General features: G+C 41.6%; 18 protein-coding genes. 9 read left to right on the forward strand and 9 right to left on the reverse strand.

What is annotated here, in order from left to right; genetic code table 11:
* The first annotated feature begins 10 nt into the window (after positions 1-10).
* On the forward strand, positions 11-643 hold the full coding sequence (locus AC13CS_RS05055; RefSeq protein WP_293168174.1) for a WbqC family protein: 633 nt from the start codon (positions 11-13) through the stop codon (positions 641-643).
* Complete coding sequence (locus AC13CS_RS05060) at positions 636-944, forward strand: DUF6122 family protein (protein ID WP_293168176.1); 309 nt, start codon at positions 636-638, stop codon at positions 942-944. The genes AC13CS_RS05055 and AC13CS_RS05060 overlap by 8 nt, the downstream gene beginning before the upstream one ends.
* Here the strand turns inward: AC13CS_RS05060 and AC13CS_RS05065 are convergent.
* From AC13CS_RS05065 to AC13CS_RS05095, 7 genes are all read right to left on the reverse strand, one after another.
* Positions 933-1,970 carry an endonuclease/exonuclease/phosphatase family protein gene (locus tag AC13CS_RS05065; protein WP_293168178.1) on the reverse strand — a complete coding sequence of 346 codons (1,038 nt, stop codon included), beginning with the start codon at positions 1,968-1,970 and terminating at the stop codon, positions 933-935. The genes AC13CS_RS05060 and AC13CS_RS05065 overlap by 12 nt on opposite strands.
* 3 nt (positions 1,971-1,973) lie before the next feature.
* Positions 1,974-2,837: a rhomboid family intramembrane serine protease gene (locus AC13CS_RS05070; RefSeq protein ID WP_293168180.1), complete on the reverse strand. Its 864-nt coding sequence runs from the start codon at positions 2,835-2,837 to the stop codon at positions 1,974-1,976.
* A 3-nt stretch (positions 2,838-2,840) separates the two neighbouring features.
* Entirely contained in the window at positions 2,841-3,575 is a 735-nt protein-coding gene (locus AC13CS_RS05075; RefSeq protein ID WP_293168182.1) for a rhomboid family intramembrane serine protease, read from the reverse strand.
* Positions 3,576-5,423, reverse strand: a complete 1,848-nt coding sequence (gene mutL / locus AC13CS_RS05080) for a DNA mismatch repair endonuclease MutL (protein WP_293168184.1) — start codon at positions 5,421-5,423, stop codon at positions 3,576-3,578. It lies immediately after the preceding gene.
* Positions 5,423-5,707, reverse strand: coding sequence for a hypothetical protein (locus AC13CS_RS05085; protein ID WP_014031601.1), 285 nt, complete (start codon positions 5,705-5,707; stop codon positions 5,423-5,425). Before AC13CS_RS05085 ends, mutL begins: the two co-directional genes overlap by 1 nt.
* Before the next feature lie 187 nt (positions 5,708-5,894).
* Positions 5,895-6,377 (reverse strand): 6,7-dimethyl-8-ribityllumazine synthase, encoded by a 483-nt coding sequence (ribH, locus tag AC13CS_RS05090; protein WP_293168186.1) that lies wholly within the window; start codon positions 6,375-6,377, stop codon positions 5,895-5,897.
* Positions 6,378-6,380: 3 nt separating this feature from the next.
* On the reverse strand, positions 6,381-7,142 hold the full coding sequence (locus AC13CS_RS05095; protein ID WP_293168188.1) for a tetratricopeptide repeat protein: 762 nt from the start codon (positions 7,140-7,142) through the stop codon (positions 6,381-6,383).
* 126 nt (positions 7,143-7,268) lie between these two features.
* Here AC13CS_RS05095 and recF point away from each other — a divergent pair, with 126 nt between their 5' ends.
* From recF to AC13CS_RS05110, 3 genes are read left to right on the forward strand one after another with little or no spacing between them, the layout of a single operon-like run.
* Positions 7,269-8,348 carry a DNA replication/repair protein RecF gene (recF, locus tag AC13CS_RS05100; protein WP_293168190.1) on the forward strand — a complete coding sequence of 360 codons (1,080 nt, stop codon included), beginning with the start codon at positions 7,269-7,271 and terminating at the stop codon, positions 8,346-8,348.
* A 4-nt stretch (positions 8,349-8,352) separates the two neighbouring features.
* Positions 8,353-8,775, forward strand: a complete 423-nt coding sequence (locus tag AC13CS_RS05105; RefSeq protein ID WP_293168192.1) for a hypothetical protein — start codon at positions 8,353-8,355, stop codon at positions 8,773-8,775.
* A complete protein-coding gene (locus AC13CS_RS05110) occupies positions 8,775-9,071 on the forward strand; it encodes a DciA family protein (protein ID WP_293168194.1) in 297 nt (98 codons plus the stop codon). The genes AC13CS_RS05105 and AC13CS_RS05110 overlap by 1 nt, the downstream gene beginning before the upstream one ends.
* A 338-nt stretch (positions 9,072-9,409) precedes the next feature.
* Here AC13CS_RS05110 and AC13CS_RS05115 read toward each other — a convergent pair whose 3' ends face one another.
* Together AC13CS_RS05115 and AC13CS_RS05120 are read right to left on the reverse strand one after the other, a co-directional pair.
* Positions 9,410-9,829, reverse strand: a complete 420-nt coding sequence (locus AC13CS_RS05115) for a nucleoside-diphosphate kinase (protein ID WP_100815890.1) — start codon at positions 9,827-9,829, stop codon at positions 9,410-9,412.
* A 48-nt stretch (positions 9,830-9,877) separates the two neighbouring features.
* Positions 9,878-10,912: an alkaline phosphatase D family protein gene (locus AC13CS_RS05120; RefSeq protein WP_293168198.1), complete on the reverse strand. Its 1,035-nt coding sequence runs from the start codon at positions 10,910-10,912 to the stop codon at positions 9,878-9,880.
* Positions 10,913-10,986: 74 nt separating this feature from the next.
* On the opposite strand from AC13CS_RS05120, the gene AC13CS_RS05125 reads away from it, so the two are divergent.
* The 4 genes from AC13CS_RS05125 to AC13CS_RS05140 all read left to right on the forward strand — a co-directional run bounded on the left by AC13CS_RS05125 (position 10,987) and on the right by AC13CS_RS05140 (position 14,829).
* Positions 10,987-12,003: a DHH family phosphoesterase gene (locus AC13CS_RS05125; protein WP_293168200.1), complete on the forward strand. Its 1,017-nt coding sequence runs from the start codon at positions 10,987-10,989 to the stop codon at positions 12,001-12,003.
* A complete protein-coding gene (gene gldI, locus AC13CS_RS05130; RefSeq protein WP_293168202.1) occupies positions 12,000-12,548 on the forward strand; it encodes a gliding motility-associated peptidyl-prolyl isomerase GldI in 549 nt (182 codons plus the stop codon). Before AC13CS_RS05125 ends, gldI begins: the two co-directional genes overlap by 4 nt.
* 11 nt (positions 12,549-12,559) lie before the next feature.
* The gene (locus tag AC13CS_RS05135) at positions 12,560-13,663 is read left to right on the forward strand and encodes a peptidylprolyl isomerase (RefSeq protein ID WP_293168204.1); all 1,104 of its coding nucleotides are present in this window, start codon (positions 12,560-12,562) and stop codon (positions 13,661-13,663) included.
* A gap of 92 nt (positions 13,664-13,755) precedes the next feature.
* The gene (locus tag AC13CS_RS05140) at positions 13,756-14,829 is read left to right on the forward strand and encodes a DUF3810 domain-containing protein (RefSeq protein WP_293168206.1); all 1,074 of its coding nucleotides are present in this window, start codon (positions 13,756-13,758) and stop codon (positions 14,827-14,829) included.
* The last annotated feature ends 27 nt before the right edge of the window (positions 14,830-14,856 follow it).

The raw sequence follows: 14,856 nt of genomic DNA on the forward strand, positions 1-14,856 counted from the left end.
ACATTGTTCTTTGAAAATACTCGTACATCCCTCTTATTTTCCAAGTATTGCCACTTTTGCGGCCATAGTGCAGCATGAAGTGATTTGGGAAGCCCATGATAATTTTCAGAAGCAGACGTACAGAAACCGCTGTTATATTTCCACAGATAAGGGCAAGCACATGCTCAACATCCCCATTAAGCACGTAGGTGGCCAAGAAGGTCGACAAAAATATGTTGATGTAAGCACGGAGAACAGTTATAACTGGAAGAAAGAACATTGGCGCACTTTGGAAACTGCATACAGGACCTCACCTTTTTTTGAATTTTATGAGGATGAGCTAAGACCACTTTACGAAGACTCTGAAGACTCCCTATACGACTTCAATTTAAAAACCATAGAAACGATTGCAGATTGTATTGGGCTGGCAATCACAACAGAAAAATCCGAAAAATACGAACTTTCACCAGCAAGCCTTTTTGATGCTCGGTTTTTGGTCGATGCGAAAAAGGAGAAAGATTGGAACGTGGAACCCTACACCCAAGTATTTGAGGAACGCCACGGATTCATCCCCAATTTAAGTGTGCTTGATCTCCTGTTCAACGAGGGCACCAACACGCTCAGTTACCTAAAAAGTCTATCTTTGGATTTAAAACATGCTTAGGCATCTACTCCATTACGGCATACACTTTTTAATCCCTATTTTGATAGCCGTTTGGTTTTTCAAGGACAATAGAATCAAAGTGGCACTAATACTGCTGGCGGGAATTATCATCGATGTAGATCACCTTTGGGCCACTCCCCTATTTGACACCAACCGTTGTAGTATTGGATTTCATGCCCTACACAGTTATTGGGCAATAGCCATCTACTGCATTTTGCCATTTTTTAAACCCACACGAATCATTGGATTGGCCTTGATCATCCACATTTTTGCGGATACATTGGATTGCCTACTCATGTGAGCTGAAGCGCAAAGTGGCCATAACAGGATAGTGATCGGACAGGCGTTCATCAAAATTTTGATGGGAAAGTACTTCAAACTTTGGGTCTGCCAAAATATAGTCAATACGCAGTGGAATCTTCCAAAAATCATAGGTACGACCAAAGCCCTTACCTTTTTCCAAAAAAGTATCTTGTAAATCTCCTTTTACAATTTTGTAGATGTTGGAAAACTGTGTGTTATTTAAATCACCACAAACTATATTGGTATAAGGGCTGTTCTCAAAATGCGCCCTAAATATTTCCGCCTGCTCCAACTGCTTCGAAAATGTATGGACCAATCTTTTATATGTCCTCTCCGATTTTTCCCCATCTGAAAAATTATCGGTACTGGGTCTTATTTTAAACGATTGCAAATGCAAATTATAAACCCTAATGGTATCTTTTCGTAATAAAATATCTGCATAAATAATGTTATTCTGTGTGCCGGGAAGATCTAACGAACCGCTACTTATTATTGGGAACTTGGAGAATATGGCTTGCGTTGCTCTTTTATTGGCATGCGGGGTTTCACTACGGTAAGGATACTGTTTCAATTGCTGATACCGTGCCCTACTATGCTCCTGCACACAAAATATATCGGGGTCCTGTTTCTTAACAAGTTCAACAATACTATCGCCAACACCTGGTTCTTTCATCCATCCATTTTTATTGAAGCCCCACACATTATAGGACATAATTTTCAAGTCGGATGATTCTTTTTTGGGAATAGGGTCATTGCCCAATCCATAAAAAGGTCCAAACATTAAATAACCAAGAACAATCGCAACCAAGGAAAGAACAAGTTGTCTTTTTAGTTTGATGCCCCAGTAAACAAGGAATAAAATATTAAGTAAAAAAAGAAAGGGAACAACCAAACTTAGAACAGATAAGGCCGAAACAATTTGGAGCGGCATATAGGATAGTATGCCGGTGACTATCAATAAAACTGCAACTAACGCATTGATTACATACACAATCCTATCAATTATCGAGGTAGCTTTTTTCACGGTCTAATCTTCCTTACCTGCCTTAAACAAAAAGTCTTTTTCCTCTTTAGACAAGCTCTCGTAACCAGACTTGCTGATTTTATCCAAAATCGTATCTATTCGTTTTTGCTTGGCCTGCTTATCGTAATCCGCTTTGCTCTTGGTCGCTGCTTTTTTCCTGTATACCGTTTTCATTGGCGCCTTCTTTTCTTTTGGCTTGAAAAGGTCCAAAATGACATTTCTGAACTTGGTAAAGCCAGCACCTATGTCATTGCCTTTGAACAATTGCCGAGCATACACATAGCCCAAAAAGGCTCCACCTAAGTGGGCCATTCCACCACCAATGTTGTCCCCCATACCTATCAGCACCAAATCCTTAACCACCAAAGCAACCCCGATATACCATAGTTTGATGTTGAAGAAAATCAAACGTACTTCTTGATTGGGAATATAGGCACAAACAAAAATAAGTACTGCGTTAACTCCTGCAGATGCTCCGATTAAAGCTGTATTGGAATTGACCAAGGTTGGAAAAACATTATAGCTGAGCAGAAATACCAACCCACCCAATATCAATCCTAAAAAGTAGACGTTGATAAAGCGTTGGGCATCAAAAAGGTTCAAAAAGATTCGACTGGCAAAGTAAAGTACGAGCATATTCCAAAAAATATGACCAAAACCTGCGTGGAAAAATGAATATGTGACCAAAGACCATGGTTGTGCCAAAAATTCAAAGAAATCCTTCGGCAAATGGAACCAATGCGAAAAGGACTGCCCCAGTAACGCTCCGGATAGACCATCCAACAAAAACAACAGTACGTTTACCGCTATAAGTTTCTCTGCAATACTAAGCCTCGCAAATTGATATCGTAGTCCACCGTTCATCATAAGTTAATCCCACCGATTACTGTTGAACTGGTTCTTTTTCCAGTACCACATCATTATAAAACCAATTAAAGCACCGCCAATGTGTGCAAAATGTGCCACCCCTGTATTAACATTGCCTATTCCAAAAATAAGGTCAACGGCAATAAGAATCGGCACAAAGTACTTCGCCTTTATCGGTACGGGCAAAAAGATAAGCATCAGTTTGGCCTCCGAATACATAAATGCAAAAGCCACCAAAATACCGTAAATAGCTCCCGACGCACCTACTGCTGGCGTATTGAAAGCTGTCAGCATACTATCCACCGTGCTTTTTCCAGCAATATCGTACCAACCGGGGCTATACTGCCCATTGGCCAAAATATCCAAAATCTGTGTACGGGCAATACCTGCACCTTCCAAAGCACTCATTCCCTCGTTGAAAAGAAAATAATTCACCCCGGTATGCAAGGCAGCAGAACCCAAACCTGCCGAAAAATAGAAGAAAATAAACTTGTTCTTGCCCCAAATACGCTCCAAAGGCGTACCAAAGGCCCAAAGCGCGTACATATTAAAAAGAATATGCATAAAGTTACCATGCATAAACATGTGGGTCACCACCTGCCACCATTCAAAATTGGAATTTTTGGGAAACCAAAGTGACATCCATTGGTACATTTGGTCTCCGTATAATTGTGTGGCAAGAAACATAATCACGTTAATGATCAAAATATGCTTTACTGCCTCGGTAAGTCTACCCATTTAATTAAATTTTTTATCTATATCCCCTTCTGAGATAATGGTATATGTTATTTTTTGAAAAGGGCTCAAATTGGGCTCCTTGCAAGCAAAAAGGTTGTTCACCAAGGTCAATTGCGATTCTTGGTCCAACACATCCCCAGTTCTTACGGCCAAATTCCTACTCAATGCCTTTGCCAACATTTCGGCCTGCGAAATGGAGCCATCGGCATAACCCTCCATGTAATCTGAAATTAAGCGATCCAATACCGTGCCAATCCCACTCTCGGGAACCATCATGGGCACGCCTGTCACTTTTACAGTTTCCTCCTCCAAACTCTGGAAAGCAAAACCAATGTTTGTCAGACTTTCTTTAATTTCTTGCAGCACAGCCAATTCCTGTTTATTAAAGGTCAGTTCCAAAGGAAACAGCAATTGTTGGCTCACACCTTCTTTTACCGTAATCTCACCTAAAAACTTTTCAAAGAGAATCCGTTCGTGAGCTCTATTCTGATGGATGACCAACATCCCGGATTTTACCGTGCTTACCACATATTTTCGGCGCAATTGAAACGTACTGGCCAAATGTTCTTCAATATCCTTGCCCGAATACAACGTTCCTTGCTCCTCACTTTCCGACTCAATAATCACACTACTAAACTCGTTGTGGTCATTTTGATTGCCAAGACCTTCGTACAAATCTTCCCAGCCTTTGGCGCTTTGTTTACGGAAACTATTACCTGTATTTTTCTTGGTCGGTGTTTCCTGAAACGGATTAAACATAGCGTCCACGGTCACTTTTGGAATCACGACTCCTTTTTCTTTGTAGGAATAAGGAGTGTCCAAATTGGGGTCATGGTCAAAATCCAATACAGGGGCCACGTTGAACTGTCCCAAGCTATGCTTAATGGTTGACCTTAAAATGGCATACAAGGTGTTCTCATCATCAAACTTCACCTCGGTTTTGGTGGGATGGATGTTGATATCGATAGAGGATGGGTCCACATCCAAAAACAAAAAATACCCAGGGTATGTATCGGATTTTATCAAGCCTTCAAAAGCAGCGACCACTGCGTGGTGTAAATACGGGCTTCTAATATAACGGTTGTTGGCAAAAAAGAACTGCTCTCCCCTGCTCTTTTTGGCGAACTCGGGTTTACAGATGAAGCCGGATACTTTCACTACCTCGGTCTCTTCGTTCACCGGCACCAAACGGTGCTCCATTTTACTGCCAAAGATGTGCACAATTCGTTGGCGGTGCTTTGTGCTGGGCAGGTTAAAAATTTCAGAGCCGTTATTGTAAAAATGGAACTCAATATTGGGATGTACCAAGGCCACACGATGAAACTCATCGGTAATATGGCGAAGTTCCACTTGGTTCGACTTTAAAAAGTTCCGACGGGCAGGAATATTGAAGAACAGGTTTTTGACAGATATTGACGTTCCTTTTGGAGTCGCTACAACTTCTTGGGAAACAATCTTGCTGCCTTCAATCTTAAGATGGGTTCCCACCTCATTGGACGAGGTTCTGGTTTGCATATCCACATGGGCAATTGCGGCAATGGAGGCCAAGGCCTCTCCCCGAAAACCTTTGGTTTCCAGATTGAACAAGTCCTGCGCCGATGATATTTTGGAAGTCGCATGCCGCTCAAAAGACAATCGGGCATCCGTCTCGCTCATACCAACACCATCGTCAACGACTTGGATAAGTGCTTTGCCACCATCTTTGATGATTAATTTAATGGAAGTTGAACCTGCATCAATGGCATTTTCCAAAAGTTCCTTTACAACGGAAGCGGGTCGTTGGACCACCTCCCCTGCGGCTATTTGGTTAGCGACATGGTCCGGTAAAAGTTTAATGATGTCCGCCATTATGGATTCAGGAATATTGATAAATCAAAATCGATGATAAACAGGAACAGCAACACCAAAACGGCCACAATAATCCAAAAACGAAGCTTTAAGTTTTTATCCCCTTCGGTCTGTAGGTCATCTACTGCAGAAGTCAACTTATTCTTGAGCCCCCTTGTAGAATGTGCCGTACTTCGAAATTTATCGAGTTTGTGCTCAATTTTATAAGGATTTCCCTCTCCCTTGTAATATCTGGGGGAGTAATCGAAGCTCTTATTTTTCCTAAGTTTTAAAGGGTTTCGCATGGTATCCTTATCGCTGTAGCCTCAAAGGTACTTAAAATAGGAAAAAGGGATTGAACGATCATCCCAAAAAATGTTAACAGCTATCTGGATATTTGTGCAACCAGGGGATTGGCCTTATTGGATTCTTGGATGTTCAGAAGTTGGATTGTCGAAGTATTGAACTTGAACTTGAGCTTGAACTTGACTTTTACTTGCCCAACACAGCCATTTGTATGGCGGCAATGGCCGCTTCGGTTCCCTTGTTGCCGTGCTTGCCCCCACTCCTGGCCCTGGACTGCTCAATGTTATCATCCGTCAACACACAAAAGATCACGGGAACATCATACGCCACATTTAAATCTTTTATGCCTTGTGCGGTGGCACTGCAAACAAAATCAAAATGACTGGTTTCGCCACGGATAACACTACCAATGGCTACAATGGCATCAACTTTTTCCGTTTGAATCATTTTTTTACACCCAAAAGTGAGTTCAAAACTCCCGGGCACATCCCACCGAAGCACATTTTCGGGAAGCGCGCCGCAATCCACTAAAGCTTCTTCGGCACCTTGATAAAGGGCCTCGGTAATTTCACCGTTCCATTCAGAAACAACAATCCCAAACCGAAGGTTCTTCGCATTTGGGATTTTGTTTTTATCGTAAACGGATAAGTTTTTGTTCGTTGTAGCCATGGTTTAGTTTTGCGCCAATCCGATCAGTGCATCAACGCTATTTGCTTCTTGTGAGTTGGGAAATTCTTCTTTGATGCGTTCAAAGTACCCTAAGGCTTTGCTTTTTTCCCCAAGTTCCAAGGCAATCACACCTGCTTTGTGTAAAAATCTTGGTGCAGTAAACTCGTTATCGCTATGTGCAATGGCTTTTTCGTAGTAGTCCAATGCATCTTCAGGCTGGTTCAATTGTGAGAAAGCATCTCCGATTCCACCTTTACCCATGGCTCCCATAATATCATCATCAGAAGAAAAGCCCTCCAAATGCTCAATGGCTTGATCGTACTGTTTCAAGTTCAAATACGTCATGCCTGCCGAATACTTGGCCAAGTTCGCTGCTTTGGTACCGCTGTATTCCTCGATAATATCCAAGAACCCATATTTACCTTGGGCCCCGTTCAATGCCAAAGTGAACAAAGAATCTTTCTCTGTTTCACTTGCCAAGGCTTGATCAAAATATTGTTGTGGGTAAAAAAGTTCGTTTGCTGCGGCAGCTTCTTTTGGGTTCTGGATGAATTGATGATAACCCAAGTAGGCCAAAACACCCACGGCAATTACACCAATAACGCCCAAAATGTAGTTTTGGTTCTTCTGAACCCACTCTTCGGTTTTGGAAGCACCCTCATCCAAAGTATTGAAAACTTCAGCGGTTGTACTGTCGTGTTCCTCTAACTGAGCTTCCTCTTCCTTATTTTTTGGCTTAAAGCCTCTCTTCTTGTATGTTGCCATCCGTCATTTAATTGGTCGCGCAAAAATAAAGTTTTTATCCAAAACCAAAAGGTAATTTATTCGTTATTTTTGGAATCCCTTTTTGGAGGGCTACCTTTTAATTCCAAATTGTTTCTCTAACTTTTTATGTTTTTAAGACATTTATCTTTAGTCAATTACAAGAATTTCGATTCCAAGGCGCTAGATTTCGACCCCGTAATCAACTGTTTGGTGGGTGATAACGGAGTGGGAAAGACCAATGTTTTGGACTCCATTTACCACTTGTGCTTTGGCAAAAGCTACTTTAATCCCGTGTCCACACAAAATATAAAGCACGACACCGATTTTTTTGTTATTGAAGGTGAATTTGAGAAAAAAGAAAGAACCGAAAAAATACTCTGCTCTTTTAAAAAAGGCACTAAAAAGGTGATAAAACGCAATGGAAAACCCTACGAAAAGTTTTCCGAGCACATTGGTTTTTTGCCTTTGGTGATTATTTCCCCATCTGATCGCGACCTTATTTTGGAAGGAAGCGAGACCCGAAGAAAGTTCATGGATGGGGTAATATCGCAATCCGACAAGGTGTATCTTCAAAACCTCATCAAATATAACAAGGTGGTTTCGCAACGAAATTCCCTACTCAAATATTTTGCCGCCAACCGTACCTTTGACCCAGATACGTTGAGCATTTACAACGAACAGATGAATACCTTGGGAACAGCGATTCATCAAAAGAGAGTTGAGTTTATTGATTCCTTTCTGCCCATTTTTAAGGAACAGTATCAAAATATCTCCGAGAAAGACGAGCAAATAGACCTCTCCTATGAAAGTCAGTTGAGCGATGACCCCCTATTGAACCTTTTGGAAAAGAATATTGAAAAGGACAGAGCGTTGCAATACACATCGGTCGGCGTTCATAAAGATGACCTCAGCTTCACGATAGCGGGGCATCCCATCAAAAAGTTTGGGAGCCAGGGGCAACAAAAATCCTTTTTGATCGCATTGAAACTGGCGCAATTCCATTTCATCAAGCAATTGGCGGACACCACCCCAATTCTATTATTGGATGATATTTTTGACAAACTGGACGAAAACAGGGTTTCTCACATCGTCGGATTGGTGAAGGATGATAATTTTGGACAGATTTTTATCAGCGACACGCACGCCGACAGAACAGAAGAGGTCGTTAAAAACATTCACCAGAGCTATAAAATATTTAACTTGTAGCACCATGAGACAAATCCTTTCCCTATTATTGGTTTTGACGCTTTGGGGATGCAATGATTCATCCGTAAATAAAGATGATTTGCATTATTTGAACGGCTATTGGGAAATATCCGAAGTAGAATTCCCCGATGGATCCATCAAGGAGTATGGCTTAAACACAAGCATCGATTTCATCCACTTAAAAGAACAGAGAGGATATCGAAAAAAAATGAAACCGAAGTTTGATGGCACCTACAACACTTCCAAGGATGTGGAGCGTTTCACTATAACCCAATCCAATGAAAGATTTACCTTATATTATGAAAGCGGGTTTAGCGAGTGGGAGGAAAAACTGCTGCAATTGGATTCAGTTTCTTTTTCGGTAACCAATCAAGAGGGTGTTGTCTACAAGTACAAACGCTTTGAACCCATCAAAATTCCACAGTAATGGCCAAACGGCATAGCTCACACATACCATTAAGCGAAGCTTTGAGCGAGTTTATCAAAGAGAACAAGCTCCAAAAGGGCATGGACAAAGTGGACGCCAGAGAGGCATGGGTTAAATTGATGGGCAATGGGGTGAACAACTACACTACCGCCGTTGAACTAAGGAACGAAACGCTCTTTATCTCGCTCTCATCTTCTGTACTGCGAGAAGAATTGAGTTTGGGCAAGTCCAAGATCATTAAGATGATCAATGAAGAATTAGGTAAAGAACTGGTGAAGAAGTTGGTTTTAAAATAATCGCAATGTCATTTCGAGAGAGCTAAGCGACGAGAAATCTAGAAGTAATGTAGATTTCTCAATCGATGCTTTGCATCTCATTTCGAAATGACAAGTATAATCGTATTGTCATTTCGACAGGGCAAAGCGACGGGAAATCTAACGTAATTCTTCATGCTGAACTCGCCTGCCGGCATAGGCAGGTTTCAGCATCCCATCCATTCCATTGCTTATGAGATTCCGTGTCGTGCTTCGACTCATTTCGACTTCGCTCAATGACCAGCGCTCAGCAACCGCACGGAATAAATAAAAAAGCCACCCAAAAAGGTGGCTTCCACTAAAATATCTTTGTATCGCGATTAGTAAATTTCCCTTCCTGAGAAGTGAAAAGCACCCTCTATAGCAGCGTTTTCATCACTATCGGAACCGTGTACTGCATTTTCACCGATACTGGCCGCGTACAATTTTCTAATGGTTCCCTCAGCAGCTTCCTCCGGGTTGGTGGCACCGATCAAAGCGCGGAAATCATCCACTGCATTGTCTTTTTCCAAAATAGCGGCCACAATGGGCCCTCTTGTCATAAACTCTACCAACTCGCCAAAAAATGGACGCTCTTTATGGATGGCATAGAATATTTCGGCATCCCTCTTGCTCAATTGTGTAAACTTCATGGCCACAATCTTAAAACCAGCAGCCGTTATTTTATCCAAAATTGCACCAATGTACCCGTTTTCAACGGCATCAGGCTTAATCATGGTAAATGTTCTATTTCCAGTCATTTTTTAAATTTTGCGCAAACTTACGCTTTTTCAAGCAAGGTACAAGGCTCAATAGCTTTGTTTTAACTCTTGGAGAACAGTACCATTATCTCCCATAATCTTGAATTCTGCCTTTCTTTCTTCAATATTTAGGTTGATGATACCGTAACTTTTATCCGAAACCACCTCCCCTACCCGATACTGATTGGGTTCACCGCTAAAGCTAGAGTAGGAATGGGTAAGTCCGCTGCTGGTAAAATCTACCAAGGGATAGGAAAGACCGTCAATATCCGTTTTGGAGAATTCGGAAATATGTCTATCCCCAGATAGGATGATCACCCCCTTGGCTCCTGATTCAGCAATCATATTCTCCAATTTATCCACTTCCAAAGGAAAATTGCCCCAAGTTTCAAAACCATGCTCTCCCGAAAGTACCTGGATACTGGACATGATCAAATTGAAATCGGCATCTGAATCGTTAAGTTCGTTTTCCAACCATTTCCATTGCGCTTCTCCAAGTACAGTTGCGGTAGAATCCGTAGTGGGTTTATACCTTTTTTTGGAATCCTCATCTTTGATGAGTTCGCTCCTGAAATAGCGGGTATCCAGCACAATAACTTTCACTTTTCCCGATGAAGCCTTATATTCGTGGGAAGCATACACTCCCTTTTGGTCTCTTCTTTCACTATCCTTGGGCACACCCATAAAGTCCAAAAAAACCTGTTGGCTTTCGGCCTTTATGGAAAAATCGGAGCCCCCATCGTTCACACCAAAATCATGGTCGTCCCAAGTACCTATTATGGGCACTTCATTTTTCAATTTGGCATAGCCTGCAACAGTGTCCTGCATCGCATAAATAGTACGTAATCTTTCCACATCATCCGTATCTGCGTAGACAATATCCCCGCCCCAAATCCACACATCGGGTTTTTCCGCCAAAATATCGTCCCAAAAAGGATTCGGTTCCTGCGACATGTTACAAGAGCCAAAGGCCACAACAAAATCCGGTATTGGACTATCCGCAACCCCAACTGTTTTTTCCGCTTTCTTTTTACAAGCCGAAAAAAGAACCAGAACCGTCAGTAAAATATAAAAATGTTTCATGATGTGTTTTTACCGAACCAAAAATACGGATAAACCAAGTTTCCTCTATATTATATTATTGTATATTTGGTCGCATGAATTCAGCGGATATCACGACAATAAAGTCGATTCTTTCCCAACCTCAGAAAATAGTAATCGTTCCCCACAGAAACCCCGATGGAGATGCCATGGGTTCCTGTTTGGCCCTCTATGCTTTTTTAAAAGAAAAGGGACAAACGGTGCACGTTGTGGCACCTAATGACTACCCTAAATTTCTGAAATGGTTGCCAGGAAACGATACGGTCATAAATTTTGAAAAGGAAAACTCGCAAGCCAAAGAACGTATTGATCAGGCCACTGTAATTTTTACCTTGGACTTTAACGACCTTTCCCGAGTTGGACAAATGGAAACTGTTTTGCAAGAGGCCAATGCAGATTTTATTATGATAGACCATCACCAACAACCAAGTGATTATGCCAAAGTGACCTATTCCGATGTTACCATGAGCTCCACCTGTGAGATGGTCTACAACTTTATCGACTTTTTGGGTGAAACCAGTCTTATTGATGCCGACATCGCCACGAATTTGTACACAGGCATCATGACGGATACAGGTTCGTTTAAATACCGTTCCACATCGAGCAAAACGCACCGTGTAGTGGCCGAACTTATTGACAAGGGTGCGGACAATATGGAAATCCATCAAAAAGTTTTTGATACCAATTCACCCTCTCGCCTGCATTTGCTGGGCATTGCCTTGAGCAATATGGTGATCCTGCCCGAATATAGAACGGCATACATTACCCTTAGCCAAGATGAATTGGACCAATACGATTTTAAAAAGGGGGACACAGAGGGATTCGTAAATTATGGGCTAACTTTGGAAGGTATTATTTTTGCGCTCATTTTTATTGAAAATCGGGAAGAAGGCATTATCAAGATTTCGTTGCGTTCCGTTGGGGATTTTTCCGTGAACGAATTTGCGAGAACACATTTTAATGGAGGCGGACATACCAATGCTGCCGGGGGCAGGAGCGAGGTGAGCATGGAAGAGACCATATCCAGATTCAACGATATTTTAAAAACGTATAAAGACAAATTGAACCCATGAGATTTTTGCTAGCCGTTCTGTTGATTGCGATTGTTGCCAGCTGTGGGGGTCCAGAACCCAGAAAACCTGTAGAGGTTAAATCGGGCAGTTTTTACAAGGAGTCCATTGAACGTACCAAAAAATTATTGGCCGCAGAGGAAGAAGCCATTCAGGAAATCATCTCCAAAGATACGGTTCACGAATACCTGTCCAGTCCAGATGGATTTTGGTACTATTACGAGTCCAAAAACGATACGGCAACATATCAATTAAAAACGGGAGATCAAATTTTGTTTTCCTATAATTTGATGAGCTTGGGCAACGACACCATTTATACGGCGCAAGAAATTGGACCAATATCTCACGTAATAGACAAGCAACAACTGTTTCCCGGGCTTCAAAATGCCGTGAAACTTTTAAAAATAAACGAGAAGGCTACATTTTTGTTCCCGTCTCCCCTAGCCTATGGCTATCAAGGAGACAACAAGGCCATTGGACCAAAAACGCCACTTAAATCATCCGTAGAATTACATACAATCATAATAGACAACGACAGTTTAAACTAAATTCTTAAACAATGAAGAAATTATTTTATATCATACCCGTATTTCTCCTAGTAATCATAGGATGTAAATCGAGCAAGTATGCCGATTTGGGTGATGGCATTTTTGCCGATATCCAAACTACCAAGGGAGATATCATCATTCAATTGGAATACAAAAAAACCCCGGTTACCGTGGCCAACTTTGTTTCTTTGGCCGAAGGCAAAAACCCATTTGTGAACGATGAGTACAAGGACAAAAAATTCTATGACGGCATTGTTTTCCACAGGGTCATCAAAGATTTTATGATACAAGGAGGAGACCCTACAGGCACAGGCAGTGGAAATATTGGATACACTTTTAAGGACGAGTTCAACGATTCGTTGAGGCACTCCAAAAAAGGAATCCTTTCCATGGCCAACAGAGGCCCCAAGACAAACAGCAGCCAATTTTTTATCACACACAAAGCAACGCCATGGTTAGATGACAAACATACTGTTTTTGGTGAAGTGGTCGCAGGAATGGATGTGGTGGACACCATTGCCAATGTAAAAACCGGAGCTGGCGACAAGCCAACTACCGATATTGTAATGGATCATGTGGAAATTGTTCGCAATGGCAAGGAAGCTCGACAGTTTGATGCCGTTCAAATCATGAGCGATTATTTTGAGGAAGCCAAAGCAGCCGAAGAAGCATTCAAAAAAATGAAAGAAGATCTGGCCGCTCAGTTTACGGAACAAATCAATGAGGCCGAAGAAACTTCCAGTGGCTTGCGTATTTTAACTTTAAAAGAAGGTGATGGGGAGCAGCCTAAAATAGGTCAAAAAGTATTGGTCAACTATGCAGGATGGTTGTTCAATGGTGATTTGTTTGATAGCAATATCCAAGAAATTGCCGAGCAATTCAACCAATTGAACCCTGGAAGAAGAGATCAGGGCGGTTACCGACCATTCCCAATGGATTATAGCCCCGATGCTCAATTGGCGGCAGGTTTCCGCGAAGGGTTATTGACCATGAAGGTCGGTGACAAACTCCGCTTGTTCATTCCTCCGCATTTAGGATATGGAGACAATGATTATGGCCCTATTCCCGGTGGCTCAACCTTGGTCTTTGATATAGAAGTTGTTGGAATTCAATAATAACAACTCAAACAGATTTAATATAAAAAAGCCGTACTTTTCTGTGCGGCTTTTTATTTTTCAGTGCTCATAACACTTTGCTTTCGTTTTTGATGGGACAAAAAACCAAAACAATCATAGCTCTAGCCCTTCCAGTACAAATACTATTGGTAAAATGGCTCAGCAGCTACCCTACCTTTGTTGAGGATTATTACAGTAATGGGATTTACAGCTACATTTCCCGTTTGCTACGAACCTTGTTTGGTTGGATTCCCTTCTCTTTTGGAGATTTGTTGTACACTGCTCTGGTGATTTTAGCCATTGGATATCTTTACAGGCATTGGAAAAGTATCAAAAGAAAACCGCTATTGTTCTTAAAGGATATTGTTGTAGTACTTTCCATCGTTTATTTTGCCTTTCATCTACTTTGGGGCATGAACTATCACCGCCAACCCATTAACTGGAAATTGGGCATTGAACGTGAATACACGGTTGACGAATTGGTTGATTTAACCCGATACATTGTCGAAAAAACAAACCAATATCAATTTGAGTTGACAGGGGATACCGTGTCACCCGTACATATACCCTACTCCAAAAAGGAAATCTTCTCAAAAACGGAAGAGGCCTACGGGAACTTTGCAAAACAATACCCCGATTTTGGATACGAACACCGCAGTCTAAAGTCTTCCATATACAGTATTCCACTCACTTTTATGGGATACGGCGGCTACCTAAACCCTTTTACCAACGAGGCACAGGTAAACGGGATTACCCCAAAATTTAGATTGCCCACCGTTAGCGGGCACGAAGTAGGTCATCAATTGGGCTACTCGGCAGAAGGGGCCACTAACTTTATCGGTTTTTTGGTCACTTCACAAAGTGAAGACCCTTACTTTAAGTATTCTGCTTACAATCATGCCTTAGGCTATTGTCTCACCGACCTTTTTCATAAAGATGAGGAACAATATAATAAGATAGTTGCCACCATAAACAAGGGGGTAAAGGAGAACTTTAATGAATTACGCAATTTTTGGGAAAAATATGAGAACCCCATGGAACCCATATTTAAATCCGTATTCAACACTTTTTTAAAGGTAAACAACCAAAAGGACGGCATCAAAAGTTACAACTCTGTTGTTGGATTGATGATTAATTACCGAAATCAACAGTTAGACTCTCCTTGAAACTTGTGGAGTCCTTAGAGTTAGGTT

This window comes from Flagellimonas sp. B-3 (assembly GCF_056857835.1).

Bases quoted from the DNA above. Each gene is read 5' to 3' on its own strand.
- AC13CS_RS05095 (WP_293168188.1), bottom strand. From the start codon at position 7,142: ATGGCAACATACAAGAAGAGAGGCTTTAAGCCAAAAAATAAGGAAGAG.
- AC13CS_RS05070 (WP_293168180.1), bottom strand. From the start codon at position 2,837: ATGATGAACGGTGGACTACGATATCAATTTGCGAGGCTTAGTATTGCA.
- AC13CS_RS05105 (WP_293168192.1), top strand. From the start codon at position 8,353: ATGAGACAAATCCTTTCCCTATTATTGGTTTTGACGCTTTGGGGATGC.
- AC13CS_RS05120 (WP_293168198.1), bottom strand. From the start codon at position 10,912: ATGAAACATTTTTATATTTTACTGACGGTTCTGGTTCTTTTTTCGGCT.
- AC13CS_RS05110 (WP_293168194.1), top strand. From the start codon at position 8,775: ATGGCCAAACGGCATAGCTCACACATACCATTAAGCGAAGCTTTGAGC.
- AC13CS_RS05085 (WP_014031601.1), bottom strand. From the start codon at position 5,707: ATGCGAAACCCTTTAAAACTTAGGAAAAATAAGAGCTTCGATTACTCC.
- AC13CS_RS05075 (WP_293168182.1), bottom strand. From the start codon at position 3,575: ATGGGTAGACTTACCGAGGCAGTAAAGCATATTTTGATCATTAACGTG.
- mutL (WP_293168184.1), bottom strand. From the start codon at position 5,423: ATGGCGGACATCATTAAACTTTTACCGGACCATGTCGCTAACCAAATA.
- recF (WP_293168190.1), top strand. From the start codon at position 7,269: ATGTTTTTAAGACATTTATCTTTAGTCAATTACAAGAATTTCGATTCC.
- AC13CS_RS05140 (WP_293168206.1), top strand. From the start codon at position 13,756: ATGGGACAAAAAACCAAAACAATCATAGCTCTAGCCCTTCCAGTACAA.
- AC13CS_RS05115 (WP_100815890.1), bottom strand. From the start codon at position 9,829: ATGACTGGAAATAGAACATTTACCATGATTAAGCCTGATGCCGTTGAA.
- gldI (WP_293168202.1), top strand. From the start codon at position 12,000: ATGAGATTTTTGCTAGCCGTTCTGTTGATTGCGATTGTTGCCAGCTGT.
- AC13CS_RS05135 (WP_293168204.1), top strand. From the start codon at position 12,560: ATGAAGAAATTATTTTATATCATACCCGTATTTCTCCTAGTAATCATA.
- ribH (WP_293168186.1), bottom strand. From the start codon at position 6,377: ATGGCTACAACGAACAAAAACTTATCCGTTTACGATAAAAACAAAATC.
- AC13CS_RS05125 (WP_293168200.1), top strand. From the start codon at position 10,987: ATGAATTCAGCGGATATCACGACAATAAAGTCGATTCTTTCCCAACCT.
- AC13CS_RS05060 (WP_293168176.1), top strand. From the start codon at position 636: ATGCTTAGGCATCTACTCCATTACGGCATACACTTTTTAATCCCTATT.